Source organism: Candidatus Niyogibacteria bacterium CG10_big_fil_rev_8_21_14_0_10_46_36, from assembly GCA_002772995.1.
In the GTDB taxonomy this organism is placed as follows: Bacteria; Patescibacteriota; Minisyncoccia; order 1-14-0-10-42-19; family 1-14-0-10-42-19; genus 1-14-0-10-46-36.
The window spans coordinates 13544-36884 of record PFCO01000004.1 but is presented as its reverse complement, the minus strand read 5'-3'; the positions used below and the strand labels follow the sequence as shown (position 1 = coordinate 36884).

General features: G+C 47.0%; 27 protein-coding genes and 1 tRNA gene. 3 read left to right on the top strand and 25 right to left on the bottom strand.

Annotation, left to right across the window (positions count from 1 at the left end):
- Position 1: 1 nt before the first annotated feature.
- From COU47_02035 to COU47_01975, 13 genes are all read right to left on the bottom strand, one after another.
- The gene (locus tag COU47_02035) at positions 2-520 is read right to left on the bottom strand and encodes a hypothetical protein (GenBank protein PIR69663.1); all 519 of its coding nucleotides are present in this window, start codon (positions 518-520) and stop codon (positions 2-4) included.
- A 2-nt stretch (positions 521-522) separates the two neighbouring features.
- Positions 523-1101, bottom strand: a complete 579-nt coding sequence (locus COU47_02030; protein ID PIR69662.1) for a hypothetical protein — start codon at positions 1099-1101, stop codon at positions 523-525.
- A gap of 124 nt (positions 1102-1225) precedes the next feature.
- Positions 1226-2020 (bottom strand): prepilin peptidase, encoded by a 795-nt coding sequence (locus COU47_02025; GenBank protein ID PIR69661.1) that lies wholly within the window; start codon positions 2018-2020, stop codon positions 1226-1228.
- A 16-nt stretch (positions 2021-2036) separates the two neighbouring features.
- The gene (locus COU47_02020; protein PIR69660.1) at positions 2037-2504 is read right to left on the bottom strand and encodes a hypothetical protein; all 468 of its coding nucleotides are present in this window, start codon (positions 2502-2504) and stop codon (positions 2037-2039) included.
- A gap of 146 nt (positions 2505-2650) precedes the next feature.
- Complete coding sequence (locus tag COU47_02015) at positions 2651-3859, bottom strand: hypothetical protein (GenBank protein PIR69659.1); 1209 nt, start codon at positions 3857-3859, stop codon at positions 2651-2653.
- Between the two features lie 18 nt (positions 3860-3877).
- Complete coding sequence (locus COU47_02010; protein ID PIR69658.1) at positions 3878-4948, bottom strand: type IV pili twitching motility protein PilT; 1071 nt, start codon at positions 4946-4948, stop codon at positions 3878-3880.
- Positions 4949-4972: 24 nt separating this feature from the next.
- The gene (locus COU47_02005) at positions 4973-5380 is read right to left on the bottom strand and encodes a two-component system response regulator (protein ID PIR69657.1); all 408 of its coding nucleotides are present in this window, start codon (positions 5378-5380) and stop codon (positions 4973-4975) included.
- Positions 5370-5864, bottom strand: coding sequence for a hypothetical protein (locus COU47_02000; GenBank protein PIR69656.1), 495 nt, complete (start codon positions 5862-5864; stop codon positions 5370-5372). The genes COU47_02005 and COU47_02000 overlap by 11 nt, the downstream gene beginning before the upstream one ends.
- Positions 5845-7608 (bottom strand): hypothetical protein, encoded by a 1764-nt coding sequence (locus COU47_01995; protein PIR69655.1) that lies wholly within the window; start codon positions 7606-7608, stop codon positions 5845-5847. The genes COU47_02000 and COU47_01995 overlap by 20 nt, the downstream gene beginning before the upstream one ends.
- A gap of 23 nt (positions 7609-7631) precedes the next feature.
- A complete protein-coding gene (locus COU47_01990) occupies positions 7632-7925 on the bottom strand; it encodes a hypothetical protein (GenBank protein ID PIR69654.1) in 294 nt (97 codons plus the stop codon).
- Between the two features lie 12 nt (positions 7926-7937).
- On the bottom strand, positions 7938-8525 hold the full coding sequence (locus COU47_01985) for a hypothetical protein (protein PIR69653.1): 588 nt from the start codon (positions 8523-8525) through the stop codon (positions 7938-7940).
- Between the two features lie 3 nt (positions 8526-8528).
- Entirely contained in the window at positions 8529-9089 is a 561-nt protein-coding gene (locus tag COU47_01980; protein ID PIR69652.1) for a hypothetical protein, read from the bottom strand.
- Positions 9090-9150: 61 nt separating this feature from the next.
- Entirely contained in the window at positions 9151-10296 is a 1146-nt protein-coding gene (locus tag COU47_01975) for a hypothetical protein (protein PIR69651.1), read from the bottom strand.
- A 137-nt stretch (positions 10297-10433) separates the two neighbouring features.
- On the opposite strand from COU47_01975, the gene COU47_01970 reads away from it, so the two are divergent.
- Positions 10434-11102 carry a hypothetical protein gene (locus COU47_01970; GenBank protein ID PIR69650.1) on the top strand — a complete coding sequence of 223 codons (669 nt, stop codon included), beginning with the start codon at positions 10434-10436 and terminating at the stop codon, positions 11100-11102.
- 136 nt (positions 11103-11238) lie between these two features.
- A tRNA-Ser gene (locus tag COU47_01965) sits at positions 11239-11326 on the top strand.
- A 231-nt stretch (positions 11327-11557) separates the two neighbouring features.
- On the opposite strand, the gene COU47_01960 is transcribed toward COU47_01965, so the two are convergent.
- Positions 11558-12445: a hypothetical protein gene (locus COU47_01960; GenBank protein PIR69649.1), complete on the bottom strand. Its 888-nt coding sequence runs from the start codon at positions 12443-12445 to the stop codon at positions 11558-11560.
- A 135-nt stretch (positions 12446-12580) separates the two neighbouring features.
- Here COU47_01960 and COU47_01955 point away from each other — a divergent pair, with 135 nt between their 5' ends.
- Positions 12581-12835: a hypothetical protein gene (locus COU47_01955; GenBank protein ID PIR69648.1), complete on the top strand. Its 255-nt coding sequence runs from the start codon at positions 12581-12583 to the stop codon at positions 12833-12835.
- Between the two features lie 11 nt (positions 12836-12846).
- On the opposite strand, the gene COU47_01950 is transcribed toward COU47_01955, so the two are convergent.
- From COU47_01950 to COU47_01900, 11 genes are all read right to left on the bottom strand, one after another.
- Positions 12847-14007 carry a hypothetical protein gene (locus tag COU47_01950; protein ID PIR69647.1) on the bottom strand — a complete coding sequence of 387 codons (1161 nt, stop codon included), beginning with the start codon at positions 14005-14007 and terminating at the stop codon, positions 12847-12849.
- Positions 14000-15142, bottom strand: coding sequence for a hypothetical protein (locus COU47_01945; GenBank protein ID PIR69646.1), 1143 nt, complete (start codon positions 15140-15142; stop codon positions 14000-14002). The genes COU47_01950 and COU47_01945 overlap by 8 nt, the downstream gene beginning before the upstream one ends.
- A complete protein-coding gene (locus tag COU47_01940) occupies positions 15139-15612 on the bottom strand; it encodes a D-glycero-beta-D-manno-heptose 1-phosphate adenylyltransferase (GenBank protein PIR69645.1) in 474 nt (157 codons plus the stop codon). The genes COU47_01945 and COU47_01940 overlap by 4 nt, the downstream gene beginning before the upstream one ends.
- On the bottom strand, positions 15612-16589 hold the full coding sequence (rfaE1, locus tag COU47_01935) for a D-glycero-beta-D-manno-heptose-7-phosphate kinase (protein PIR69644.1): 978 nt from the start codon (positions 16587-16589) through the stop codon (positions 15612-15614). Before rfaE1 ends, COU47_01940 begins: the two co-directional genes overlap by 1 nt.
- The gene (locus COU47_01930; protein PIR69643.1) at positions 16586-17149 is read right to left on the bottom strand and encodes a phosphoheptose isomerase; all 564 of its coding nucleotides are present in this window, start codon (positions 17147-17149) and stop codon (positions 16586-16588) included. Before COU47_01930 ends, rfaE1 begins: the two co-directional genes overlap by 4 nt.
- 18 nt (positions 17150-17167) lie before the next feature.
- Positions 17168-18283, bottom strand: coding sequence for a hypothetical protein (locus COU47_01925; protein ID PIR69642.1), 1116 nt, complete (start codon positions 18281-18283; stop codon positions 17168-17170).
- A complete protein-coding gene (locus COU47_01920) occupies positions 18271-19410 on the bottom strand; it encodes a hypothetical protein (protein PIR69641.1) in 1140 nt (379 codons plus the stop codon). The genes COU47_01925 and COU47_01920 overlap by 13 nt, the downstream gene beginning before the upstream one ends.
- A complete protein-coding gene (locus tag COU47_01915; GenBank protein PIR69640.1) occupies positions 19407-20417 on the bottom strand; it encodes a hypothetical protein in 1011 nt (336 codons plus the stop codon). The genes COU47_01920 and COU47_01915 overlap by 4 nt, the downstream gene beginning before the upstream one ends.
- A 148-nt stretch (positions 20418-20565) precedes the next feature.
- Positions 20566-20955 carry a hypothetical protein gene (locus COU47_01910; GenBank protein PIR69639.1) on the bottom strand — a complete coding sequence of 130 codons (390 nt, stop codon included), beginning with the start codon at positions 20953-20955 and terminating at the stop codon, positions 20566-20568.
- Between the two features lie 97 nt (positions 20956-21052).
- Positions 21053-22483, bottom strand: a complete 1431-nt coding sequence (locus COU47_01905; GenBank protein ID PIR69638.1) for a hypothetical protein — start codon at positions 22481-22483, stop codon at positions 21053-21055.
- A gap of 294 nt (positions 22484-22777) precedes the next feature.
- The gene (locus tag COU47_01900) at positions 22778-23251 is read right to left on the bottom strand and encodes a hypothetical protein (GenBank protein PIR69637.1); all 474 of its coding nucleotides are present in this window, start codon (positions 23249-23251) and stop codon (positions 22778-22780) included.
- Positions 23252-23341 lie beyond the last annotated feature (90 nt).

Sequence of the window (23341 nt, the reverse complement as noted above, 5' to 3'; positions counted from 1 at the left end):
ATTAACGCCAATTAAATAAATGGTCTTCAACAGCAGCCTGACGGATTCCTCCAAGCTGCTCCCATTCCACAATCACTTGCACCTTGGCCTCCCGTTCATTTTCAATCTCATCCAAAATAACTGTCCGTCTAAAAATAGTTTCTTCTCCGGAGCCATATCCGTATAAGCCATCACTGCCAATTTTGAGCAAAGCACAAGCACCGCCGCAGCCGGAAATTTGGTTTGCGGGGACATCAATCTTGCAGGTTGGGTTAGAGCACAGGGGATCGAGTCCCTGTAACCAATTTGCCCCCGAAAAACTATTTGAAGTAACCCGGTTGTTAATATATTCCAGCGCCTCTTCAGCCAAAAAATATGCGGCTGTTTGATTGCGCGCGAGGGACGCACTTCGGATACTGCTTGATGCAAGCGTTAGCGGACCTACAGTTGCAAGCACCAGTACGGATATCGCAACAATAGTCTCAAGCAGCGTAAACCCCCCTTGCATATACTTTTGATTTTTCTTTGGGAACATATCCATAATTATCGAATCTCAATCTGCCCGGTAATCCATCCGATTATTTCTCTGGTATAATTCTCTCTCGGCGTCTGAATAGTAATACTGAATACCGGATGCCCGCCATCAGTACTCCAAATCGTTATGGTTGGATCGGGACGCAAATAAACAATATCCACCCACGGAAGGCTGCAATTACCCGGGGGTGATGTCTCTGTATCAACGCATATTGCGATTATTTCGGGCGCTTTTTCTATAAAAAAGTGGTCAATTTCTTCAGACACGCCGTCGTAGACAAGATTATTATTGTCGTCCGAAAAAAGAATATATTCGCGCGGAGTTGACGCGTCAAAATGGACCCCAAAGCCTGGGAACACGCCAGAACCCTCTGATGATTCGCGCACCGCAAGCGCGAGGGTTTCTGCTTCTCGCAAGGAAAGGGCAATCTCTTGCGCAGTGCGCTCAAGCGCAACCCGCTCCGAAAAACCCGGATAGTCCGCAAGAATAACGCTTGATATGATAACAAAAATAGAGATGACTACCACGAGCTCCATCAAAGTAAATCCTGCAGTGTGTACAGGCATGTTCCGAAAAATATGTCGCATATTGCTTATTTTTATTATACCCCGTTACAAATACAGGGTAAATGAATACATGCATTGCTGCATATCAGGCGCTCAATAGCAATAGAGCTGTCTATTCCGATACATTTTTAACGGGGCAAGCCGCTCATGAAAAGAGGCCTATATACCACGCGAGAATGTTGCTTCCTGCAAGAAAACTCACGAACGCCCCCGCAAATAAAAACGGCCCGAATGGCACCTGGGTCTTAAACCCCGCTCTCTGAAATGCCAAAAGCACTACGCTTATCACCGTGCCGAAAAGAAACGAGAGCATAAGCGCCAATAGCAGCATATACGGGGAAAGAAGCGGGGCAATTGCAATGACAAACTTTGCATCTCCCAACCCCATCCATCTCCCGCGGGAAACGAGCCATAAAAAAAAGAAAAACAAAAACCCAAGCACAGCAACGCCCAGTTGATACGCGATGCTTTCCAGAGAGCACCCGGCGTTTGCGAACTGGCACCCTAATGCAAACCCGCCTACCCCGAACGCAAACGCAACCGCAAGCAACACATCAGGCAATATCATGTGCCGGATATCGTATAGGGCGGCAATCCATAAAAAGAACCAGGCAACAGTAACGCATAGTATATATAAAAAGAGGCCAAACGATATAAAAAAGGGAGGATGAATATACAAAAAAACGAGCAAAAAAAGAAGCCCGCTCCCGAATTCTACGAGCGGGTATTGCCAAGAAATACGGCTTTTACAGTCACGGCACTTTCCCTTGAGTGCAAAAAACGAAAGAAGCGGGATAAGATCGAACCAACGGATGGGTTTTCCGCACGAAAAACACCGGGAGCCCCTTCGTACCAGGGACTCTCCGGTGTTTAAGCGTAATAGTATGACGTTTGCAAAACTGCCGAATATCAATCCGAATAGAAATGCAAAGAACGTCATGAGATTATGCGGCCAATTACGGACCGATATCGTAGCAGTAAGAACCTTGGTTTGTTCCTGCTGTTCCTGAACATGCAGCAGTATCAACGCCCCATGTTCCGGTACAACCGGTTGGAGCTGCGTTCAAATCGCTTGATAGCGCTGGGTTGGCACTGTCTTCCAATGCTGCTCCTATGTGGTATATGGTGGAACTGCACTGTTCATACGTGTATGCCGCGCTCAGTGGGTCAGTCGGGACCTGCGCAATGTATGTCGGGTCAAGTGCATCCAAGTTTGCGGGGTACGAGCGAGTTGCGTCAAAATACAACTCAAGCGCAAGCTGGATTTGCTTGATGTCTGCGACACGGCGTGCATCCCTAGACTTCAATCGTGCGCTGTTCAAAGACGCAAGAACAACAGAAGCCAAAATACCAATGATTGCAATAACAACCAAGAGCTCAATCAAGGTAAAACCTGCTTTGCCGTTTGTCTTAGAAGTAAACATAAAAGTGATGGTAAATTAAAACGACTTTTTAATAAATAATAAAAGAGAACGACCTTATTAAAGCTTTAACAAGGCAAGATATTGCCTTACCCCCATTATATAAGAAAACACAGCAAAAAAATCCGTATGGTGTGGATAAACCCGCCCTAAATAGAACTTGAGATATTGTAGATTGGTACGATAACTGACGCAACCAAAAGCCCGACTCCTAACCCCAGCACCAAAATAAGCATCGGCTCGATAAGGTTGATAAGGTTGTCAACGGCATTATTTACCTCTTGGCGGTAAAATTTGGACAGCGTTGCTAAAATAAAGTCCAGCTTGCCGGTTTCTTCTCCTACTTTTATCATTTGGGACACCAAACGCGGCACTTCGGAGTACACAAAAAGCGATTCGGAAATTGATGCTCCCGCGCGTACCGCCTCCCGTGCATCATAAATAATATTCCGGTATACCTGGTTTCCAACAACATCCCCGGTAATCTCAAGCGCGCGCACAATGCTCACTCCTCCTGCAACAAGCGTCTGTAAGTTGTCCGCAAACCGCGCCATATAGAGTTTCCGGTACAGTTCGCCGATATACGGTATCTGTAGCTGTAGATTTGAGATGGTTTCTTTCCCTGTCTTTGTCTGGGTGTATCTCCACAATCCGAGAATGCAAAGAATCAAAAGTACCAGCAAAAACACACCGTAATGTAAGAAGAAATTGGATAGGGTAATAACGATTTGCGTATAGAGCGGAATCGGCTGGCCCGAATCTATGATGATGGAGGACAACCGAGGAATAACAACAGTCATCATAAGAATCATAACCACAAGAAACGCGGAAAGGATAAACGCCGGGTAGATCAGGGCGTTGCGCACACGGTTTGTCAGCTGATAGGAGCGATCTAGATAATCTGCCAAAAAAGAAAATACCTTCTCAAGCTCTCCTGACTCTTCTCCTGCGCGCACCATGTTTACATAAAAATCAGAAAACACCTTAGGATGACGCGCCATTGCCTGAGACATCGGTAGCCCTCCCTGGATATCGTCCAGCACATCGCGTAAATTCTTACGCAGCACATTGCTTGGCGCCTCTGATACGAGAATCTTAAACGACTCAACAACAGGAACCTTAGCCTCAAAGAGCGTTGAGAGCTGGCGCGAAATGATAACGACATCGCGCAACTTTACCCGCTCAAAAAACGCTGAGAATTTTTCAGAAAACGATATATCCCCCTCCGTCGCCGTAACCGAAACAACAATCAAATTGTTGCGCTGCAATGCAGATACCGCGAGATCAGAGGTAGGTGCCTCAATGGTGCCTCTGCGAATATCTCCTTGTTCTGTTTTTGCTTCGTAGTTAAAAAGCATGAGCTATACTATTATCGATTATATTTTTTCTTCGAGCATTTTTGGATTTAACGAGTACGAGCGCGCGATATCAATCGTAATTTCGCCCTTACGCACAAGATCAAGCAATGTCTGATCCATGCTAATCATGCCTGACTCTGAACCGGTCTCTATCACTAAATCAAGCTCGTGAATCTTATTTTCGCGGATCAGGTTTTTTACCGCAGTTGTAGAAATAAGAAACTCATACGCGGGGATTAAGCCTCCCGAAATGCGCGGCAATAATCGCTGAGAAAATACCCCGAGGAGCGTGTTTGCAAGCTGTGAGCGAATCTGGTTTTGCTGTGCGGGCGGGAACGAGTCTATGATACGATCTATGGTCTGCGCTGCGTTGTTTGTATGCAATGACGAAAAAATAAGATGCCCGGTCTCTGCCGCAGTGACGGCAGCGGATATTGTTTCGTGGTCGCGCATCTCTCCAATCATCGCCACATCAACATTCTGGCGGAACATACTCCGGAGTGCTGTACTGAAGCTACGCGTATCAAGACCGACTTCGCGCTGATCTACAATAGACTGGTCAGGAGTAAAGATATACTCAATAGGATCTTCAACGGTGATAATGTGCTCGGTCCGCTCATGGTTAATCATATCTACTATTGCCGCAAGCGTGGTTGATTTGCCATGTCCCGTGGGCCCTACTACTAAGAAAAACCCCTGCTGCTTGTGTGCAAATTCCGAAAGGATTGGCGGGAGCGCAAGCTCTTCTATTGTGCGTATCTTTACCGGGATTAAACGCATGGCAATGCCTACATATCCCCTCTGGAAAAAGCCGTTCACACGGAATCGCGCCTTATCCTCAAACATGAATGAGAAGTCTATTTCATCGTTCTGTTCAAAGTGCTGCTGTTTTTCGGGCGAGAGCATCGTATACAAAATGCCTCTCGTATCATCGGGAGTAAGAACTTCTGCCGTCCTCATCTTAATAAGCTCTCCGGCGATACGGAGCGTTGGGTGGCGGGCTGCCGTAATATGCAAATCAGAAGCGCCGGTTTTCAGCACTTCGAAAATAAATTGCTCAAGCAGTTTTGAATAATCTTTTGTAGGCATATATTCTCTCGGGATTGGATAAGACTATATTTGTAATAATGATTCTATTTTATCTACTATTTGAGATGGTGTGTGACTCACCTTTACGAAATACCCGTGTGCGCCCATACGCTTTCCTTTTTGGATGTCATGCTTATCCGAAACATTGCTCAACATAACGATAATGCCGCCCCTCATCAGTTGTTCCTGCTGGATCTGCGCAAGAACCTCAAAACCGCTCTTCCGGGGCATAATTACATCAAGCGAAACCACATCGGGCCGGAATCCATTGCGGAGCTTTTCTACGCCTTCTTCTCCGTTCATCGCAACCTCTACCTCAAACCCTGCTTCGCGGAATCGTGACGCGTATACATCCAGTAAAAAGTCATCATCATCCACGATAAGTATTTTTTTTATATCCTTCTTTGCCATACGCGCTTCTTTATGGGCCAACAGTCTGCCACCCCGCGCTCTTCCCTAATACGGTGTCTGTTTCTAAATGATACTGAATGGTATATGACACTCCGTCGGTAGATTCATAACAAAATACATAATCTCCCGGGTCTCCGCATGTTCCGGTAACCGGGCCAAGCGGGTCGGTTGGAGCAGCATTGAACGCGCCATCACCCACCAATGCAGCTGAAAGACAGTCGGTAGTGCCGTTTATGACAACCTCGGAACAGATTGGATAACGAAGATGCGTTACATGATACAAATCAAGGCCGTTTTGAAGCTGCTTGATGCTTTCCTCCCTGTTTGCGTCCCGAGAATTTGAACGAAATCCTCCCGTTTGCACAAAAACGAACGATGCAAGCATACCAATAATCGCAAGCACAACCAAAAGCTCAAGGATAGTAAATCCTCCGGCGGACATGACATTCTTTTTCTTGTGTGCAAGCATGTGCCTTTGGTATTGATTAAGCTTTGGCGCCTTCATCGCCTTCTTCATTATACACTGGTTGCGCAACAGCCGCTAATTCTTCCATACCAATCATCCCCTGAAGCACTTTAAGCACTCCGTCCTGGCGCATACTTATCATATTTTGGCGATGCGCTTCTTTTTCAATGCGCGGAGACGATGGGTCGTCTGAAAGAATAATCCCCTCAAGCTCCTTAGTCATCGCAAGTACTTCAAAGATGCCCACTCGCCCCTTTGTCCCCTTTGGGCAGGTCGCTGAGGGCTTTGCCTGATAGATTGCCTTCGGCATTGTTGTGCTCTTTTTGATGTCGGCAGGCATGCTATCTATCTCCTCTTGAAGACTTGCCGCAAGTTTTCCCTGGATAGGCACCTCCCGTTTTGAATCCTCGCAAAGCACCTGCACAAGACGCTGACCGATAGCAAGAATAAGCGTTGGCGCTATCAGGTACGGGTCTACACCCATGTCTATCAAACGCGGGATAACACCGATTGCATTATTCGTGTGAAGTGTTGAAAGTACCAAATGACCGGTCAATGCCGCGTGAATAGCGAGCTGGGCTGTTTCTTTATCACGAATCTCACCGACCATAATAATATCAGGGTCCTGGCGGAGAATTGAGCGGAGCCCTGTAGCAAATGTATAGCCGATTTCCGGGCGTACTTGAGATTGATTAACCCCCGCGATATTATATTCCACTGGATCTTCTAAGCTCACAATGTTTGAACCTTCTTTGTTTAACAGCTGGAGCATTGTATAGAGCGTTGTTGATTTTCCTGATCCAGTAGGCCCGGTTACAAGGACCATGCCATACGGACGTTTTAGTTCTTCGGTTACTACCGCAAGATTTCTCCCCATAAGACCGAGTGCGTTGAGATCTTTTACGCCTTTTTCCGGATCAAGGATACGAAGTACGACTTTTTCCCCAAAGTTCGTAGGGAATGTAGAAACACGAAAGTCGATGTTCCTGCCCTGTACCCGCGTTGAAAAGCGTCCGTCCTGCGGCTTTCGCTTTTCATCAAGCTGCATATTCGTGAGAATCTTTATGCGTGCGACTATCGCATCATGCACTTTCATTGGAAGCAATAAACTTGTATGCAGCACGCCGTCAACACGAAAACGCACGCGCAGCTTATCACGGCCCGGCTCAATATGAATGTCTGATGCGTTTCCTTCTGTTGCGTGCCGGATAACAACGGCAACCATCCGGGTTACCGGCGCCTTTTCACTAAATGTGTCTTCTTCCTTCTCTTCTTTCACTTCCGTTTTGTAGCGTTTCCCTTCTTCAACCATAACGCTCTCAAGCTCTCCCAGCACCTGCGTCACTTCGCTCCCGAGTGATTTATATTCCTCAAGAATTTTTGTAAAGTCAGAACGCGCAATCAAAAACACCTTAAACGCAACATTGAATTTTGTCGCTATAAACTGCACCGCTTCGCGCGCCTCAATGTCGGTAGGGTCAAGCATGCCAACCTCAAGAACCCCGTCGGCAACTCCGAGGGGAGCCATTTGATAGTGCTTTGCCGCATCAAGAGGTATAAAACGGAGAACATCTCCCGGAACTTGCGTTCCTTTCAGATACCGGAATGGAACGCCCAATACATCCGATTTCGCTTTTAAAAAATCTTCTTCGGAAACTCCCCGTTCAAATACTTCCCGCTCAATATCGGCATCAGTCGCGGCTTTGTTTGCAATATCAGAAACCGCATCCGATTCAATGAGCTTTTTTTCGGCAAGCGCATTTAAAATTCTGGTGTCAGCCATAAAGCCTGTAGTATATTATATTGTTATCTTGGCTCAAACGGGTTTATCGCCCCGCGCTCCGCCGGTATATTCACTTGCACCCCGGAGTCAATGAGACTCTGGTATACCGGATCCTGAAAGAACGATGTATCAAACTTTAGCCCTTTGAGCGTCCGCAATAGCGCAAGAAACTGTATCCGTTGCTGGTTTGAGGGGCCTTCAACGCGCGATATACCCTCATTGCCGGTAGTCGGCGATTGAGAATACCAAATATACGCAGTGCCCAAAAGAGCAACGGCGAGAACAGCAACGAGAATGTTTTGTTTTGTTTTACTCATATATGCTTTTTATTAATTAGCCGTTCCTGCACTCTGCGCGATGTCTCCCGTCCAATAGGTATGCGCTTCGACTTGGAATTCATAAAAATTATCCTCTCCTCCTGAAAAATGTATTTCCGAAATATCAACAATGCGGGTATTTATCTCCAAGCGCTTCAAAAATTCACGAAGAGAAGTATAACTCCCCGCTATTTGAAGAGACATCGGGAGCTTCTGGAATGGCTGTTCAGCAACAGTACGCGCAACTACTCCCCGCTGTTGTTGCTGTTGTTGCTGTTGTTTTTCGTCCGTTATCGAAACGCTGTTCAGGATGACATTATACTGCTGGGCAAACGCCTCAAGCTCCGCTATCAACAGCCCCGAATCAATAGCTGACGGAACTATCTTGTCCAGCCGTTCAATATCCAGCGGATTGACCGCGTTATATTGCGACAATAACGAATCCCGGAGCTGTGCAAGTTCCTGAAGTTCTGCCAGCGACTGCGAAATCTCTCCTTCTTCTGCCCGAAGTCCCGTTATCCTGTCGAGTTCGGGGCGGGAGATAAAGAAGAACACCGCGACTGCTCCTGCTAATATGAAAATGGAAGCTATGAGTTTCATGCGTTATGGTTGATAGTGAAAAATAGATATATCAAAACCGAGAGCAATATCAAAGCTCACCTGCCCTGTTTCTTTCAGACCGAGGTTTGAAATACGAACCAACTTTATCACCCCACTTGATTCAAATAATTTCATCTGTTCGGCAAGAGCCGTATAACTCGGCGCTTCTCCTGAAAGCGTTGCCGTCGCTCCATCAAATGTGAGGGATGTGAAATAGACATCCGGATGTATGTATGATTCCAGAAAATCGAACACTTCCGAATTCTCAACATGGCTTGCAAGCACTAATTTTGCCGCTTCAATTTCTTTTGAAATGCGCGTCAGCTCGTTAATGAGAGGCGCTTCAAATTGCCCTTCTATCCGTCGAAGGTTTGTGTTGAGATCGTCAATACGGTTTTCTAAAAACCGCCGGTACAGGAAAATACTCCCCGCAAGCAAGAAGGAGATTAAAAGCACGATAGACGGAAGAATAATGAATTTGTCTATCGGTTGGCGCCGTACTTCCGGCCGGCGTGTGATGCCTGACGGCGCTCGTTTTGGAATAAATGATGGGGTATCAGCCATAATTTTTATCTTTAATCCTTAACTGTTAACACTGTAAAAATTAAAAGTTAACGACTAACGATTATAGCTCCCGCACCGCAAGGCCGATTGCTTGCGCAAACGACGGTCCTATGTCCTTCAATACCGGCTGCAAGAATGCCGGGTACTGCACCCGCCGGAACGGATCTCCAAGCGTTGTTTCTATGCCGAACTTTTTCACCGCGTAATCTACAAGGCCGTACATTTTTGCGCCTCCCCCGACAAGAATAACACGGTTGATGGAGCGGCTATGCCGCCGCTGGTAATCCTGCGCTACCCGTACCGCATTTGAAAACACATGGTTAAGCATCGGCTCAATAACGCCGTGCACTTCCCGGTGTTCGGGCCGGAGCGAAAGGCCAATTTCGCGCTTCATTTCTTCGGCGCGCGTAAAATCAATACCGAGTGCCCGCGAAATAGTCAGCGTGATATCCTGCGACCCCCTGTCTACGCTGTGTGAAGAGCGCACAATACCATAATCAACAACGGTTATTTTTGTAGACGACGCACCGAAATCAACAAGCAAAATAGGCGCTAAATCGCGCGCAAGCAGAGAACGGGCGATACTAAACACCTCAATCTCAAGAGCGCGTACACTTAACCCGACACTCTCCATAATCGCCTTATATTTGGCGATTGTTTCTTTATGGATTGCAACAAGCAGAATGGAAACGGTGCGCTTTCTTTCTTCTTCGGGAGCAATAGGCTCGCCGGCATCGGGGCCTCCTTCTTTTGTTTGGACAAATCCTTCAGGAATCGCCCACCAATCAAGAACCACCTCATCAATCGGGACGGGAATATATTTACGCGCTTCATACGGAACCATCTGATTAATCTCCGCATCGGACATAAGCGGCACCTTAATAAGTGTCACAAAGCTTGAACGAAGCGGAATCGAAAGTACGACATCTTTTGCGGTAATGCCTGACTCTTTGATCAGGTCTTTCAGCATCTCCACAATTTTTTCGTCGACAAGCTGAACCGCCTGCCCTACGGAAAGTCCGCTATACGGACCCGTTGCAAGCTCTCCGTATGTTTCAAGCACTGCGCGTTCTTTTTCTCTGCGGAGCTGGACTATTTTTACCGATGACAACCCTAAGTCAACACCCGTAATACTCTTTGTGCTCTTACTCCACAATGAAATTTTCTTTCCGAAACCAAGATTTTTGAAAAAAGAAATGTCGGCCATGTATACTTACGCTAAAAGTCGTGCCATTCACAAGACACGAAACAAGCGCTGTCTATTTAGTATACCATAAAAGGCGCGTAATCATTCATCTATAAAGCAAAAAGCCTTGTCAATCTCCTTTTATTATACTATAAAAAATGCGCATGGTATTCCGACTTATCCACACAGCACTCCTAAAGGCGTCTGGCATCCTTTTCCCCGAGCGATGCTTTGGGTGCGGGAAGGCAGATGAGCTTTTTTGCGAGGCGTGTGAGCGCTTCTTTGCAAGCCCCGAACGCACGCGGCTTTCTTCAGGCGTTATCGTGCTTTCGCTATTTCACTACAGCACCCCCGCGGTACGGAAAGCTATACGGCATATTAAATACCGCCGCGCAAAACGGCTCGCGGAGCGGTTTGGAGGTATCTCCGCACATTACGCGCGGGATCTCTCTTCGCTTTTTCCCGAAACACATTCCCCCCTTCTGGTTCCTGTGCCCATATCACAAAAAACAAAACGAATACGCGGATACAACCACGCAGAAGTATTTATGGAACATGTGGCAAAGGCGTGCAACTGGGAAACAGATATGCACGCAATACTAAAAACAACACACACGCCATCGCAAACAACACTTCGCACAAAAATGGAACGAAAGAAAAATATCCGAGGATCGCTCACTCTGGCAAAGAATTTTTCTCCAAAAGAACGCGCAATCATCCTGGTTGATGATGTGCTCACATCAGGCGCAACACTCAACGAATGCGCGCGCATATTACGAGACGCCGGTGCGGAAAAAATATTCGGTATAACCATAGCGAAGGGATGAGGAATATGATATAGTTTTACACATACATGGAGGCATAAGTTCTTGTTTTGTAAGAAATACGGAGGGGATGGCTGAGTGGGCGAAAAGCAAAAAATTTTGCTTTTCGCGGGGGTGCTTCAAATTTTATAAACAATGCGGAGGCGTGGCTGAGTGGCTGAAAGCAACACACTGCTAATGTGTTAACCCCCAAAAGGGGTTCGGAGGTTCGAATCCTCCCGCCTCCGCATTGTTTATAAGACGCACCCAGGGTTTTTGCGAAATCAAAAGGAACAAAAACAAAGCAATCCTACCGCAAGTGAGATTAACCCCAAAAAGGGTTCGGAGGTTCGAATCCTCCCGCCTCCGCCAATTTTCACTTTCGCCCGAAACGGCGGGAGCGAATAAGCTGTGATGCGAGTGCTTAAAAAATTGTAACAAAAAACCGCCTTTCTGTTGCCAGAAGAGGCGGCTGTTTTTTAATACAAAGGAAGAGTAACGGTAGTTGCCCGGGCAATGTGACGAATGACTTCCTTTATAATGTCGTCATCACTCCGTTCATCATTCACTAATATCGCCCGTTTTAATGTCGCGTCTTTTTGATGCTTGGTGAGAAAAATATTTTTATTAAAATCTTTCGCCCTGCTCCGCGAGGACTTCACATCAAAGATAAACCAGAAACGCTTCTTTCCGAGAAACACCAGAACATCCACGTCCTCTCCCGCTTTGTCCTTGCGGTCGAACAATCCTGCTTCGGGTCTGTGTCTGCCTGACTTTTGTGTACGGATTGTCACGCCTAACTCTTTGAGCGCAAAAGTAATGCGAGCGCACCAGAGAGAAATAAGCTGGTAAAAGCGCATCTCATTCCTGTCGCCTTTATTACATGCCTCATGCGCCTCACCGCGCTTCTTGCTCTTTGGAAAAATGAAACGCCCCGCAGGACGCTGTATCCCGTTCTTTATTCTCTCTACAAGGACATCGTTCCCGTTTTTTTTACGGAGAATTGTTTTTTGTTTTCCCTTGCATATGCCTGCCGCATGCTCTCCAAAATGCATACGAAATTGAATGCGCCGAACTGCTTTCTTCCCGTCGCGCACCAGCAATATCTCTTTCTTGTCCTCGCACGCACAGAGAACCTCCCGCACATACTGCTGGAGATGCTTGCGTTTGATGCCGGGCAAAAGGCCTCCCTCAAACATCTTCGCAAGTTCGGGGGTTGTTATTTCATACGAGACACAAGAAATATCACCCTTGCCATTCAAAAAAGCTTTCATAGCAAGCGCACGCAGGTCATTCATAATGTAATTCTTGATGACAACCTGCGGCGAAACTTTCTTCGTCTTTTCTTGTACCGCGACAGCATTCATACGACTCCTCCTTGCCCGGTCTCATATGACAAAACCGAGCATATATTTGATTTTTAAACTGATGCTATTATACACTAAAATTACAAAAAGTCAATAAATGCAGACACTCCCCCAAACCCGTAGTATACTTACTCTATGGACGATAAAGAACTAAAAAAACTCCTTGAGGAAAACCTCAAGGTATCGCGTGAATCATTAAAGATACTCAAAGCGCTGAACCGCGCGCGCCTATGGGGCCGGTTTTTCTTTTTTGTAAAGTGGGGACTGGTCATTGCGCTGCTTGTTATCGGGTTCATCAAAGTACAGCCGTATCTTGAAGCATTCTCCAGCAATGTTGCGCGGCTTTCAGAGCTCCTCTCTCAATTCAACGCGATTCTCCCGGGACAATAATCTTTCTCCGCCTACCCTAATACTGTACGGATGTGTGTGAGTATTTTTTCTGCGCGCGCATCCCATGTATAGCGCGCTGATTCTTGCTGTGCACGCTCGCCTTTTTCTTTTCCGTGACGGAATGCTTTTTGTATTGCATCAGCGAATGACTGCGGGCTATCAGCCTCCGCAAAGAATGCCGACCCCTCATCTACGACCTCCTCTATTGAAGGCAAGCGCGATGCAACAATGGGAGTGCCTGAAGCCATATATTCAAATAATTTCATGGGGGATGTCCAATACCGCGAAATATCTTCCCGGCCGGTGTTCGGAAGTACCGCCACATCTGCTGCACGGAGCCATACCGGCATCTGATCATGCGGCCGATATCCAAAAAAATGGATGTTGGCATTTTGAGATTCGCGGGCTTCGCGTTTGGTCCGCATGATATCTTTTTTAGTCCCTCCCACAATATAAAAATCGGCATCGGGAATCATACTTGATGCGCGGATGAATGTGTCTACGCCTTTCCACCCGAAAAGCTGACCGGTATAAAGTACTATTTTTTTCTGCAAAGGAATTGAGAGCTTTTTTCTCGCCTCTTCTTTTGTAATACCTTCTGCCATGAATTGAGATACTTCCGTTCCATTCGGCCAATATGCAATCTTTTCTTGGGATACGCCGAAGTGCTCCATTAAAAACGGGATTTTTGAGCGCGCCTGGACGGAAAACCCCCGCGCGGTCTTCATAACACGCCGCGCGAAAAGCGAATGCGAAGGGAAGTCATGAATATCGTAAAAAATATTTTTAGCAATAAAGCTGAGAAAATAGAGCGGGATAGTATCGTGAGACATATACACCACACGGTTTGCTTTGTTGTATTTCCACAAACAATACCACGCGGCTATTTTTGAAAACGAAATAAACCGCAGCGGGAATGTTGCCCGCTCAAACATTCCAAGAAACCCAAGGTCAATAGCAGGAAGGCGCGTAACAGCAAAGTTCCGCTGCGTATTATAAAATGAGTGGATATCCTCGTCCCCCGAAAACCATACCCGAGGGACAACCAGCTCTACCTCTGCGCCCGCCTTCGCAAATGCTTCGCATAACTTTACCGTTGCAAGGCCATGGGCTTTTTGCGTGGGGATGCGCGCATGCGTTACATATACTATTTTAAGACTACTGTTATCCATACATCTTCATCATATCGTCTACCCCCGCTGCCACCTGCGATACGGGTATTGCCTCAACCGCCCGGCGCCGTTCCTCCGCGCTCCCCGGTTTTTTAAATACAAAACTTGATGGCGGCACTCCTTCGGGTGCTATGAGTATGCTCCGCTCATCTTCCGGCGGCTGTTCGCGGATGTCTACCGGCCCCGTAATATCAATAAGCGGAACGCCAAGGGCATGCGCAATATAAATGGGCCCTGTGTCTACCGCAATAAAAAGAGTGCACGCATTAAGAAGCGCCGGAAGTTCCATTAAGGAAAACCCGGTTGCTTTGATGCAACCCAGATCATCGCCAAGCGATTTTCGTATTGCATCTACCCGATCCCCATCTTTGCCGGTTCCCAAAAAAAGCACCCGGGCCCGATGAACCGTCCGGATATGCGAAGCAAGTTCCGTAAATTTTTCATCCCCCCACTCTTTTATCGCGTTTCCCGCAGCAATGCTTATGCCCACCAATCTATCGCTTTTTCTCACCCCGTGTTCGGATAAGAATGCGGCAACGCGTTTTTCACTTTCTGAGTCTATATACACCTCCTTTTTTGTCCCCGGGTTATGGATATGAATATATTCAAGAAGCTCCACATACGCATGCGGGAGATATGTATGATGATAATACCGGAGCGGGGCATTCGAGAGCCAGTCGGTCATTATTTCACTTGCCGGGCGCCCCTCACGCATCAATTTGGCACGCCGAGGGATAAGACTGACAAAAGAAAGCAATAATCCGAATGGAGATACCGGCAATGTAAAACTCCAATCAAAGCGAAGGCTTCTGATTTTTTGTACAAGCCCTCCGAGGTCGTTGCTCTTGTAGAGAAGTATCTGATCAATATGGGGGTTGTTTCGTATGATGCCTTCTACCTTGTCTGTCGTAAGCACCGCCAAAAAACTCTGAGGGTATTTTTTCTTGATAGCGGCAAAAACCGGCGTTGCGCACACCAGATCGCCGAGACGCGTTAATTGCGGAATCACAAGAATACGCAATGGCTTTTCTTTGTTCCGTCTTCGCGCCCGGCTCCATATCATACTATAGAATATGGGCGATAAAAGTATCGCTTTTGCCATGAATGCTATCCGTTTGAATCTGTTTGGTATCATAAATGCTTTGTATGTTTGAGCAGTGCCGTAGTTGATATTTTTTTGATACGCGGGAATACTCGTATTTCCCCTCCGTACGATTCAACAGTTTCGCGTTCAATACAATTCTTTCCCCAATCTGACCCCTGATAAAATATATGCGGGCGAATAAGCGAAAGTATCTTGCGCGGATCTTTCTCAGAAAATATAACGATGTAATCAACAACAGAAAGCGCCTCAAGCATCTCTGCGCGGTCACGCGCTTTGTTGATTGGCCTGCCCTTGCCTTTGTACGCCCGCACCGATGAATCGCTATTCAAAAATACAAGAAGGCTATCTCCCTGTTTTTTTGCCGTCTGCAAAAATCGCACATGACCATAATGCAGTATATCAAATGCACCGCTTACTGCGACGAGTGTCTTTTTCTTTTTCCGCAAAAGCAAAGCAATCGCTTTCATCCGGGGAGCAGATACTATTTTTTTCTCCTTCATTATAGTAGTGCGCTTTTAACTTCGGCTTGCGATACGGTTGCCGTCCCTTGCTTGCCGACAACAACGCCTGCCGCAGTATTTGCGATGGTCGCCGAATGCGAGAACGAAGCGCCTCCCGCAAGCGCAAGCGCAAACGCCGCAATCACCGTGTCTCCGGCACCCGTTACATCATAGACCTCCCGTGCGCTTGAAGGGATGTGATATGTTCTATTCGCCTGGAATAATGTCATCCCATCAGCCCCCCGTGTGATAAGAATATTTGCTTTTGTCTTTTTTTGCAGAAACCGGCCGGCATCACGAATGTCTTTTTCATTTGCGAGCGCGCTTCCGAATACGGCTTCGGCTTCGTGGATATTCGGGGTATACGCCGTTGCATTTCTGAAAAAATAAAAGTGCTGAGGCTTTGTGTCTACGATAATCGGCATGTTGTACCGGCGCGCGAGACGAACGCACTCTTTCGCGAGCGATTGCGTCATGCCTCCTTTCGCATAGTCCGAGATGACAAGAACATGCCATTCGGGGATATGCTTTTCTATCGCACGGAGTATCTGTTTCTCCTCTGATGGAGAAAGTGGTGTTACCGATTCGCGGTCAATCCGGGCTATCTGCTGCCCCTTCGCAATAAGACGCGTTTTAGTTGTGGTAGACCGCGCCTTGCTCTCAATGCAAGCATCACAAGCAATGCCTTCCTTTTTGCATAATGCTTTTACTGCCCGCGCTTCTTCGTCTCTCCCAAGCGGCCCGATAAGCATAACTCCAGCGCCGAATGCTCTTAGATTTGCCGCAGTATTCGCGGCTCCCCCTAAAACAAACGACTCCCGTTCGGCACGAAGTATGGGCGCGGGGGCTTCTTGAGACATGCGCGTTGCATCCCCATGGATATAATGGTCAAGCATAATGTCGCCCACAACGCCAACCGACTTCCCCGCAAAGCCGTCTATAATGGTATGCAATTTTTCTTTTTGTGCCTTGTTCATACAGACAATGCATCTTCAATCGCTTCAGACAACATATGAATAATAAAGAGATGAGCCTCCTGAACACGGGCAGTCTCTTCTGCGGGGATGCGGACCGCAACATCAACCATAGACGCAAGCGCCCCTCCTTTTCCTAAAAATCCGACTGTCTGCATGCCTATGTCTTTTGCTTTGGCTACGGCGTGTATAACATTCTTTGAATTCCCGCTCGTGCTCAGCCCGACAAGCACATCGCCCGATCTCCCCAATGTTTCAAGTTCTCGGGAAAACGCACCCTCATAATCGTAATCATTTGACCAGGCGGTAAGCGTTGCAACTGCCATTCCGAGCGCAACAGCGCGTATTCCCTTGCGTTCTTTTTTAAACCGCCCCACAAGCTCTCCTGCAAAGTGCCCGGCTTGTTCTGCGCTCCCGCCATTCCCGCACACAAAGATGGTCCCTCCATTTTTGAGCGAGTGCATAAGCGTATTATATGTTCGCACCAAATCGTCTGCGAGCGTCTCATGTGCCAACAATTCTGCTGTTTCTTGTGCTGCTTGGAGTATACGTTCTTTATTCATAAATACACCTATTCAATATCATATATGGAACAATTCTTCAAACTTATTCGCGACAAGAGAAATATCATATTGTTTTACCCATCCCCGGAATAATGCTTGCATGTTCCGGTCTTCTTCAGGGGTGCGTGATAGCAAATTTCCCGCCTTGACCGCAAAATCTCCCGGGTCATCCGAAGAAACAACATATTGCTGAAATGACGGTGGTACGATATCCCGCACCCCGCCCACGTCAGTCGCTACAAACGGGACACCGTATGCCATAGCTTCAAGAAGCACATGCGGGAATCCCTCTTCAAGTGAAGGCATGATAAAAATATCTGCAATTGCGTAATACAGGGGCAAGTCGCCGTGCGGGACACTCCCCACCATGCGCACAGAAGAAGCAATATCCAATTCAACTATATTAGATTCGAGTGTCTCGCGCCCAGGGCCATCACCCACAATAACCGTTACGGTGTTACGCGGCACGAGAGAGGAAATAATCTGCGGCAGAATCCCCGTGCCCTTGCGCTCCGACAACCGATGCACGAAAAGTGCTATTTTCTGCCCGGGAGCAATGGCAAGCTTTTTGCGGAGCGCCGCTTTTTCTTCATCAGAGAATGAGATGGCGAAATCAGCAACCGAAATCCAATTCGGTATAACTTTTATCTTTTTTTCCGAGATGCCATATACGCCCGCGTAGAGATCCGCCATGTGCGGGGTCCCCGTAACAAGCACATGCACCATGCTAAGAGCAGTTTTTAAAAATCCATCTTCTCCAAAAAGCCACGGCATGCCGCAATTCCAATAATATGACCTGCCCGTAAGAAGCCGTGTTACAATCCCCGCGTTCCATGCAGAAATATAGGAGTAATGGACATACATATTCCTATAGCCGCGCAGGCGCGTAAAAAACAAAACTAAAAAATTCTCAACAATACGGAGCGGAAAGAAGCGGAACTGCTGGACATATATTCCTCTCATGTTCGGGATGGAAGCAACGCCGCCCGGTGCCCGCTCTATGATTAAGAATACATCCATGCGTTCACCTATACGCACCAGCATGTCGTACAGATAACTAAAATGCGTATCCGTGCGTGTATCATACACGGGTAGCACATAACATACTTTTGTTCTTCTTATTACTGTAGACATCGTTCAAGTGATTGTTTGTACGCATGCAGGTATTCAGCATGTGTGGTTTGCGAAAGATGCTGTATAGTGTCATGCGCAGCTTTTATTATCCGCTTTCTTTTTTCGGGGTCTTCATACAATTCACGTATAGCGCGCGCAAGCGCTTTCGTATCCCGCACCGGAATAACAATGCCGTTTTCTTCATGCAAAAGAAGTTCTCCGGCAACCCCCACATTGGTCATGATAACCGGAACACCTGCGGCCATCGCTTCAATTGCGGTCCTGCCATACCCTTCGTAATCGGATGTGAGTACGAACGCGTCGGCAGATGTGTAATACGAAGCAACAGCGCTCGTCCATTCTTTTATCCTAACACGCTTATCCAGGCCGTATGCGGAGATTTCCTGCGTGAGCATATCTTTCTGCGGACCCTCCCCAATAATATAGAGACAAATATCGTATTCGCGTATACATGGATCTCGCAACGCCTGTATCGCCATATGGATGTTTTTTTCAGGCGTAAGACGGGACGCCATAAACAGCACAAAACTGCCGTCCGGAAACTCGGCGCGCATATCAGACACCCGAGACGCATGCTCAAACGCTGCTGTATCTGTAAAAATAGGAAGGACGAATATGGCATTCCTGTGCTCTCCAACAATCGGAAGAATTGATTGCCGGATGCGTTCGGATACGACGCGTATCCCGTCTGCGCGCGGAAGAAGAAATGTTGCGATACGTACACGGATGCGGTTGAGTGCGGACTCCTTGCCGAAATATGGGCTCAAAAAATCAGTATGTACCTGCATCTGGAGCGGAATGCCCGATGCCCGCTTTAGGAGCCACCCGGACAAACCCGCCTCAAACGGATCTTGGGTGGAAATGATATCCGCCGCGCGGTCAAAACGCGCTTTTCTGCATACCTGTTTGCCGAGATGCACCGCGTCTATGCTATAGAAAAATCTACTTCGTGAATTTGTCGGATATATCCATACATTTGGTGCTATCCGTTGCTTTTGCAAGCGCGTGGTTGAAAATACGATGATATGCAATTCTTCAAAAAGCGAGCCGTACTCAATAATACGCCCGCGTACATCCGAACCCTCTTCAAATAATTTTCTATCTGACCCTATAACTAAAACCTTCATGATTGTATGTTCGTATATATATTCGTAAATTCATGCGCTATCTCCTCCCAAGAATGTGTATACAAAAATGATTCTACGCGTTTTTTATATTCGCGGTATTCTGCGTCCTCCGCTAAGCGCATGATACTCTCTACGAGACCCCGCTCATCAAACGGGTCAATACATATGCCGATATCGCAGAGCTTTTCGGCAAGCCCGGACTCCCGCGTCATAATGAATGGCCGTCCTGCCTGAAGCGCGTCAATAATAAAATTCGGGTGCACATCAGAAAAAGACGGGAGCACAACGGCATAACATTCCGCTATCTTTTTTTTAAGCTCCTCATATGGCATGCCGCTTATGCACTCAAGGGTTATGCCGCTTCGTTCTGTTTGCGCGTGCGTAAATGCACGCTTGAGCATTGCCGTGTTTTTTAAGAACATCGGCCGTCCTGCCCACAAAAAATTCTTTTTTTGTGGCGTCTCTCCCGCTATCCGTTCCCCATAAAAATTCTCTACGACAAAAAGCCGGCCCGGAGAAAGGCCGTAACTGTCACGAAAAATATTTTTTTGCCATTCAGAATTAAATACAACCGCAGAGGCGTGCTTCATGGCAAACGCAGACATAGTGAACACTATTTTTTCTTTTGCGCTCAATGCGGGGCGTTTCCGGTTAAACTCTCTGAGCGTTATCGTCCGGTGCGTACGCTCCACAAATGATTCCCATAAAAAATCGCCGCCAACACGAAGCGCTATGCGCTTTCCGAAGAATTCCGCAGCAAGCACCGCGGGGAACCCGGCACTAAATGTATCCATTGCGATGATAAAATCAGACCGCCGCACATACGGAAGAATGCGCGCGAAATAAAAAACATGCCGGATGCCCGTGGGCAAATCCCGGTCTTTTGCGAAAGAAACGACATCTACCGTATGCCCCTGCTTCTCAAGAGCAAGAACGAGATGTTTTGCGTATTGCGCAGGCCCCCCAATATCGGGCGGGAAAAGCCCTGTTGCAATGAGTATCCTCATAGTTAATCTTCATTACTATACAATGAAAAACACCAAAAGAAAAGAGCGGTTTTTACCGCTCTTTTTGGATATAAATGGGTTATTTTTTCTATAAAAGTATTTTCAAATGATGTTAAGCCCCTGGTCAGGCGCGCCCAAAATCCATTTCCTATTTTGTTTTTTCTAACGACTCTTTCGCCCACGCTTTTAGCTTTTCGTAAGGAACAGCGCCGCATAGCGTATCGCCTGTTTTCATGTTTACGAATAACGGCACTCCGCAACGGGCATTATACCGTTCCCAAATCTTTGCATTTTCTTCGTTATGCCACACTTCTATCTTCTCTATGTGGATTCCCTCTTCCTCTTTGAGCTTCGTTATATACGGAGCAACAACATCGCAGTAGTAGCACCCATCACCGTAAAACTCCACTAATGTCGGCGTGTCAGCTCCAATGGATGCATTCATAACTCCTGCCGCCGACACATCTTCTAGATCAGAACCGCAGAAAAAAAATATGGATGCACATGCCATCACGAAAAACATGGGTAATGCTTTCATACATACTACCCCCTTAGGAAAGAAATGTTTCTGCTACGCTAGCACGCAAAACACAAAAAGGCAATAATGAAACGGCTCACACGGGAGTGTGAGCCGTTTAGTGTATGAATTTTCGCGCCACAAAAATACCGATACCTGAAAGCGCACCCAAAAGAAGGGCTGCCGCAAACCAAAACCATGTCTGCTCATACATACGCCCCGCGGAAGAAAATGCTGCTGCGGTTTGCAGGGCTGCGTCTTGTTTTATTTCTTCCATTGCGACAACAGACATTGGTTCATTTTTTGAAACGGACACATGAGCCGTTCCGGTAACGCCTGAAACGCTGTGTATCGCCCGTGCAACAAAGCGTTCGGACCCGGGGCTTGCGATACCAAGCCGCGCATCGCCGTTTATAACATGAAAACTTTCGTCATACTGCGCAGCACCTCCATACTGCATGGAGTCGGTTATAATGCCATTCGGATAATATAGCGCGGCATCCCCGGAAGAAAAAAATTCTACCCCGGAAACAGTGTACGGGACAACAAGATACGCACGCGGCAATATGCGCATGCCATGCGGAAAATAATATATCAATGCACCATTTCCAATCCCCCAATACGATATGTCCATTTCGTATTCAGATGTATTGTGTAATTCCACAAAGCCGTCCGTGCCTGGTTTTACTTCGGCGATAGAAAGCGGGGGCAAGATAACGGTAATAAGAATTGCATCAGACGCATTATAAATACCCGAGGATACATCAAATACAACCCGATATGTTCCAGGATATACAAATGTATGACGTACATTCATTCCGCGGGCACTTGCCCCGTCTCCGAATGTCCATAAAAAATCAGCTGACTCAAGCGGGTCTCCATCAAGATCATATCCCCGCCCCTCAAAAAGCTTTTCAACGCCAACGATTGCAACCGTATCACCGCCCGCATCTGCTCCAAAATTTTTTTTCTCAATAAATCCCACCGCTTTCTTTTCTTCTGCGGGATATTCTATGTCGTCTTCCGCAGACATGTCAGCAGTATCCTCTGCCTCCGCCCCGCCGCTTCCTGCATTCGCCGTACGCGGCGTCCCATCTGCAGTTACCCACTCGTTTCCTGATTTTTGCATCGTTTGTTTTGTAGCACTATCCCCCGCAGGCCACCCCGCAGAAGCATCAATGCTGTCAGCAACAGCACCAGAAGAATTACGAAGTATAAGAGCCTCTCCTCCGTTTCCAAGAGCACCGACATAGATACAATCCGCGGGGATGCCCGGGACACTTTCATCATCCGTCCGTTCTAAGAGAAAAAACCCTCCCGCAGAAATATTTGCGCCCGGACAATTGTCTGAAAAAGAGATTATTGGCGAGCCGTCCGCTGCCTCCAATATCCAACCATCAAGATTTTCTGCGCTCGTAGAAAATAGCTCTATCCACTCATCAGCAGTATTAGTCTCGGTTCCCATCCACGCAACCTCATTGATACCAACAGAAGCGTTGACAGCTAACGGAAGAAATAGTGCGATAAAAAACAAAAACGCTGGCTTCATATTGAAGCCAGCGTATCAAGATACTTTTTTTAGGTCAATAATTACACAATCTTGATAATCTTTAAATACGATTCAAATACATCGGCAGCTGCGTCCAATACATCAACGCCTTCGGTAAACCATATCGCAAATGTCCAAATGGGAAGCAATGGAAAAAGAACGACGGCACTGATACCGACGGTTATCGCCATAACCGTTCCGTTCAAAAAATCTCGCATAAAAATTACTATAATATACGCCCTACCGCTACGCAATAGTAAAAACAAAAAAATCCCGACATGTGCCGGGATAGTACTATCTTTCTTGTTCGGGATAAAATATGAGCCCTATAGACCTTGCGCCCACATCAATCTTGTACACGCCGCCACGATAAAAACATATGCTTTGCATGGTGCAAGAAAGCTGTTTTTCGTAACCGTACACGATATCCATAAGCTGGCGCTGGTGGCCAACTACTACAATGGCCTCAAACCCCTCAACAAAGCACTTCATATAAAACCGCGCGAGCTCCGTATGCGCCGTATGGGAATTTTCTTCAAGCCAGTCCGCTTCAAAACACTTTTTGGGACCAAGCATGTCAAAGATAATTTTTGTACAATCGGATGTGTTTTTTTCGTCTGAATGCACGGTACATGCCTTCTTCGGCTCCATGCCGTGTTCTTTAAAATATTCCGTCAAAAAATCGGCTGTTTTGTATGCCTGCCGCACTCCGAGCGGAGTGAGCATTTCGCCACGGGAATCTCCCACAAACACGAAAAATATCTTCATGCGCCCTCCCTTCCTTTTTAAAGAATGTATACACGATGGTACCTATATTTTATGGATAACGCAAATAAAAATACCCCGGTGAAGCACCGA

Coding starts and splice junctions, on each gene's coding strand:
- COU47_01930 (PIR69643.1), bottom strand. CDS start 17,149: ATGAATAAAGAACGTATACTCCAAGCAGCACAAGAAACAGCAGAATTG.
- COU47_01975 (PIR69651.1), bottom strand. CDS start 10,296: ATGGCCGACATTTCTTTTTTCAAAAATCTTGGTTTCGGAAAGAAAATT.
- COU47_01970 (PIR69650.1), top strand. CDS start 10,434: ATGCGCATGGTATTCCGACTTATCCACACAGCACTCCTAAAGGCGTCT.
- rfaE1 (PIR69644.1), bottom strand. CDS start 16,589: ATGAACAAGGCACAAAAAGAAAAATTGCATACCATTATAGACGGCTTT.
- COU47_01915 (PIR69640.1), bottom strand. CDS start 20,417: ATGAGGATACTCATTGCAACAGGGCTTTTCCCGCCCGATATTGGGGGG.
- COU47_01950 (PIR69647.1), bottom strand. CDS start 14,007: ATGGATAACAGTAGTCTTAAAATAGTATATGTAACGCATGCGCGCATC.
- COU47_01920 (PIR69641.1), bottom strand. CDS start 19,410: ATGAAGGTTTTAGTTATAGGGTCAGATAGAAAATTATTTGAAGAGGGT.
- COU47_02000 (PIR69656.1), bottom strand. CDS start 5,864: ATGAAGGCGCCAAAGCTTAATCAATACCAAAGGCACATGCTTGCACAC.
- COU47_01985 (PIR69653.1), bottom strand. CDS start 8,525: ATGAAACTCATAGCTTCCATTTTCATATTAGCAGGAGCAGTCGCGGTG.
- COU47_01980 (PIR69652.1), bottom strand. CDS start 9,089: ATGGCTGATACCCCATCATTTATTCCAAAACGAGCGCCGTCAGGCATC.
- COU47_01995 (PIR69655.1), bottom strand. CDS start 7,608: ATGGCTGACACCAGAATTTTAAATGCGCTTGCCGAAAAAAAGCTCATT.
- COU47_02030 (PIR69662.1), bottom strand. CDS start 1,101: ATGCGACATATTTTTCGGAACATGCCTGTACACACTGCAGGATTTACT.
- COU47_02035 (PIR69663.1), bottom strand. CDS start 520: ATGGATATGTTCCCAAAGAAAAATCAAAAGTATATGCAAGGGGGGTTT.
- COU47_02025 (PIR69661.1), bottom strand. CDS start 2,020: ATGACGTTCTTTGCATTTCTATTCGGATTGATATTCGGCAGTTTTGCA.
- COU47_01905 (PIR69638.1), bottom strand. CDS start 22,483: ATGAAGCCAGCGTTTTTGTTTTTTATCGCACTATTTCTTCCGTTAGCT.
- COU47_01990 (PIR69654.1), bottom strand. CDS start 7,925: ATGAGTAAAACAAAACAAAACATTCTCGTTGCTGTTCTCGCCGTTGCT.
- COU47_01925 (PIR69642.1), bottom strand. CDS start 18,283: ATGTCTACAGTAATAAGAAGAACAAAAGTATGTTATGTGCTACCCGTG.
- COU47_01910 (PIR69639.1), bottom strand. CDS start 20,955: ATGAAAGCATTACCCATGTTTTTCGTGATGGCATGTGCATCCATATTT.
- COU47_02020 (PIR69660.1), bottom strand. CDS start 2,504: ATGTTTACTTCTAAGACAAACGGCAAAGCAGGTTTTACCTTGATTGAG.
- COU47_01940 (PIR69645.1), bottom strand. CDS start 15,612: ATGAAGGAGAAAAAAATAGTATCTGCTCCCCGGATGAAAGCGATTGCT.
- COU47_01945 (PIR69646.1), bottom strand. CDS start 15,142: ATGATACCAAACAGATTCAAACGGATAGCATTCATGGCAAAAGCGATA.
- COU47_02015 (PIR69659.1), bottom strand. CDS start 3,859: ATGCTTTTTAACTACGAAGCAAAAACAGAACAAGGAGATATTCGCAGA.
- COU47_02010 (PIR69658.1), bottom strand. CDS start 4,948: ATGCCTACAAAAGATTATTCAAAACTGCTTGAGCAATTTATTTTCGAA.
- COU47_01955 (PIR69648.1), top strand. CDS start 12,581: ATGGACGATAAAGAACTAAAAAAACTCCTTGAGGAAAACCTCAAGGTA.
- COU47_01960 (PIR69649.1), bottom strand. CDS start 12,445: ATGAATGCTGTCGCGGTACAAGAAAAGACGAAGAAAGTTTCGCCGCAG.
- COU47_01900 (PIR69637.1), bottom strand. CDS start 23,251: ATGAAGATATTTTTCGTGTTTGTGGGAGATTCCCGTGGCGAAATGCTC.